This is a genomic window from Streptomyces sp. cf386, assembly GCF_900103585.1.
Classification (GTDB): domain Bacteria; phylum Actinomycetota; class Actinomycetes; order Streptomycetales; family Streptomycetaceae; genus Streptomyces.
The window spans coordinates 1-3,407 of sequence record NZ_FNHV01000049.1; the positions used below are offsets into that span (position 1 = coordinate 1).

The 3,407-nt window shown below is 69.2% G+C and carries 4 protein-coding genes; 1 reads left to right on the forward strand and 3 read right to left on the reverse strand.

Annotation, left to right across the window (positions count from 1 at the left end):
- Positions 1–272: 272 nt before the first annotated feature.
- On the reverse strand, positions 273–1,280 hold the full coding sequence (locus tag BLU79_RS47195; protein WP_093912227.1) for a stage II sporulation protein M: 1,008 nt from the start codon (positions 1,278–1,280) through the stop codon (positions 273–275).
- Between the two features lie 129 nt (positions 1,281–1,409).
- Here BLU79_RS47195 and BLU79_RS47200 point away from each other — a divergent pair, with 129 nt between their 5' ends.
- The gene (locus BLU79_RS47200; RefSeq protein WP_093912228.1) at positions 1,410–2,453 is read left to right on the forward strand and encodes an RDD family protein; all 1,044 of its coding nucleotides are present in this window, start codon (positions 1,410–1,412) and stop codon (positions 2,451–2,453) included.
- A 63-nt stretch (positions 2,454–2,516) separates the two neighbouring features.
- Here the strand turns inward: BLU79_RS47200 and BLU79_RS47205 are convergent, their stop codons facing one another.
- Positions 2,517–3,131 (reverse strand): hypothetical protein, encoded by a 615-nt coding sequence (locus tag BLU79_RS47205; protein WP_093912229.1) that lies wholly within the window; start codon positions 3,129–3,131, stop codon positions 2,517–2,519.
- A 181-nt stretch (positions 3,132–3,312) separates the two neighbouring features.
- Positions 3,313–3,407: adenosylhomocysteinase (locus tag BLU79_RS47210; protein ID WP_143052612.1), on the reverse strand; the 95-nt coding region annotated here is incomplete at its 5' end.

Genomic DNA, 3,407 nt, shown 5'->3' on the forward strand with positions numbered 1-3,407 from the left:
GCTTTCCAGGTTCCCGCTCTCGCGTTTCCCTTTCCGGCGGTTCCGACTTTATCAGAAGTTCCGGGCCTGACTAACCGGCCAGTCATTTCCGAATCATCGGGAGGGGCTTCTTGGGAATCGATGTTCCACTGAAGCAGCTAGATACTCACTCGGCCCGGCTGGACTGTGTCCACTTCCAGGCAACTGTTCGAATCTACCTCCCCACCAGCTCCGTGTCAACGGCTCTTGTGGGGCGAAGAGGAGACTAGCAGTTCAACGGGGGTGTCCGCACATCAGGCCGCCGTTGGAACGGCAGCACTGCGCTCGTCCGCCCCGACGTCGCCCGTCTCTCCGGCTCGTGCGGCACGGCCGCCGAGGACATAGACGTAGGTGAGGAAGGCCAGCTCAGCGACAACGCCGATGCTGATGCGCGCCCAAGTGGGCAGGCCCGACGGGGTGACGAAGCCTTCGATCGCGCCGGAGACGAAGAGGACCAGGGCGAGGCCTATCGCCATGCCTATGGCGGCACGGCCTTCCTCGGCAAGGGCTGAGCGTCGGGTGCGAGGGCCGGGGTCGATGAGAGTCCACCCGAGGCGCAGGCCTGTGCCGGCGGCGACGAAGACCGCCGTCAGTTCGAGGAGACCGTGCGGCAGGACCAGGCCGAGGAAGGTGTCCAGGCGTCCTGCCGAGGACATCAGGCCGATGCCGACACCGAGGTTGAGCATGTTCTGGAAGAGGATCCAGAGCACCGGGAGGCCGAGGAAGACACCCAGGATCAGGCAGAGAGCTGCGGCCCAGGCGTTGTTCGTCCAGACCTGGGCCGCGAAGGAGGCTGCGGGGTGGCTGGAGTAGTACGTCTCGTACTGGCCTCCGGGGCGGGTGAGCTCGCGCAGTTCGCTTGGAGCCGCGATCGTCGCCTGTACTTCAGGGTGGGTGCCGATCCACCAGCCCAGGAGAGCCGCGACGAGGGTGGACAGGAGCGCCGTGGGGACCCACCAGTGGCGCGACCGGTAGACCGCGGCCGGGAAGCTGTGGGCGAGGAAGCGGGTGACATCGCGCCAGGAGGCGCGGCGAGTGCCTGTCACCGCACTACGCGCGCGTGCCACCAGCTGGCTGAGCCTGCCCGTCAACTGGGGGTCTGGGGCGCTGGACTGGATCAAGGAGAGGTGGGTGGCGGTGCGCTGGTAGAGAGCGACGAGTTCGTCCGCCTCGGCGCCGTTGAGGCGGCGCTGGCGACCGAGCAGGGCCTCGAGGCGGTCCCACTCGGCTCGGTGGGCGGTGACGAAGACGTCGAGGTCCATCTGCTTTCCTGCTCCCCGGCTGTTCTCGGCGACTCGTCGTGGGTGTCAGCTTGTCGTACTGCGGCACGATGCGCCCTCAGCTTGGCAGACTGGCCATTCAAGGGGCAGGTCAGGGGAAGGACGGATGGCGTGAGTGAGCTGGTGACGGGCGAGGCGGTGGCGCTGGAGTTGCGCCCTGCGAAGCTACCCAGCAGGGCGTTGGCCGTCCTCGTCGATCTGGCCGTGGCTGTGATCGCCTATGTGGTCGTGACCATTGGCGTGGTGGCTGCCACCGCTTCTCTGGACGAGGCGGCGCAGACCGCGCTGTCGATCGCGATGTTCGTTCTGTTGCTGGTCGGCGGTCCGATCGCGGTGGAGACGCTCAGTCATGGGCGGTCGCTCGGGAAGTTGGCGTGCGGGCTGCGCGTGGTGCGCGACGACGGCGGACCGATCCGGTTCCGGCACTCGCTGGTGCGGGGTCTCATCGGTGTGATCGAGATTCTGATGACGCTCGGCGTCGTCGCCGTCATCGCTTCGTTGGTGTCCGCGCGCGGGCGGCGGCTCGGTGATGTGTTCGCTGGGACTCTCGTAGTTCGGGAGCGGGTGCCCCTCGCGCGGACGGGCTTCGTTCCGCCGCCGCCACCGTGGTTGGCCGGGCGGTTCTCGGGTCTCGATCTCTCGGCCGTTCCTGATGGCTTGTGGCTCGCCATCCGTCAGTACCTGACGCGGATGCAGCAGCTCGACCCTCGGGTCGGGTGGCAGATGGCGGAGCAGCTCGCGACTGACCTCGCAGCGCGCACGGGTACCCCGGCACCGCAGGGCGTGCCGCCGGCCGCGTATCTGGCAGCTGTTTTGCAGGAACGACAGGCACGGGAGGCGCGGCGCGCCTTCGGGCACGGGCCTGGGGCGGGCGGGACTGCTGCCGGTAGCCGTGCTGCGGGTGGTGCCGTGGGCAGGGTGGGATCTGCGGCTGGTGCACCGGGCCCGTACGGCCCGCCGGTCGTCCCGCCCGCTGCTGCTGTGCCTCCGCGGGGCGGGTATGGCGTGGGGGCGACTGCGGTCGGCGGCCAGCCCGGGGTCGGAACAGAAGGGGAACGCTTCCCCGTACCGCAGGACGCAGTGCCGCAGAGCTCTGCGCCGCAGGACGCCTCATCGGCCGACCGGCCCGCCACCGGATTCGTACCACCGGCGTAGCTCTTCCCTCTCCCGGGCGCGGGGCGCCGCCAGGCACGGTTCCCTGATCATGCCCGTCCTCGCTCAAGCGAACGTGGACGGCGGCGTGTCCAGGTCCTCCAGTTCGATGCCGGGGGCCGCGAGGACCACGTCGCCCGCGATGTGTACGGCGTGCTGCTCGCCCGTGTCCAGGGCTGTGACCTGGTATTCGTCCACGGTCAGGGGGGCGTTGTCAGTGGCGTGTGTTTCTCTGTTCACCAAGGCCCAGGACTGGTCCACGGTGCGCGGGGCGAGCACCGGGTCCGTGAAGGCCACGAGGCGTACGCGAGTTGCTGAGGCGGAAGGGGTGAGGCTCAGGAGGCGGGTGGTGGCGATGAGGAACGCGGGGGATGTTCCGGTGAAGGCGTGGGCGCGCACATTGCCTTCTGTGGCGTGAGCCCCGGTGGGGTCGGTACGGACCCAGGTGACGCCGTCGAGGGCGGCGCCGCGTACCTGCCAGCCGCCGGCGTGGAGTTCGAGACGGATGGGGCGGCCGAGTTCGTCCAGGGCGAGGTCGACGGAGCCGCTGTGATCGCCTGCGGGGGTGGTCAGTTGGGAGACGTAGCGCCAGCCGGAAGGGCCGGGGGCGCAGTGGAAGTGCTCTTCTGCGAAGGGGGTGTGATCGTGCGGATCATGGAGCGAATAACGGCCGCGGGGCATCGGGGTCCTGGGTCTTGACGGGCTGTTCCTGCGATACGGGCCGAATGGCCGCGTGAGCCAAAGGGGCAGGCCCCCGGCACGGGGGTGCGGGGGCCTGCCTCTGAGGAACTGCTGCCGAGCGGCGCGTCAGTGCACGGGCGCGCTCACCGGGAGCGGCAACTCGGTTTGGTGGCGGTCCGGCTCAGTAGCGGTAGTGGTCGGGCTTGTACGGGCCCTCGACCTCGACGCCGATGTACGCGGCCTGCTCGGGGCGGAGCTGGGTCAGCTTCACGCCGA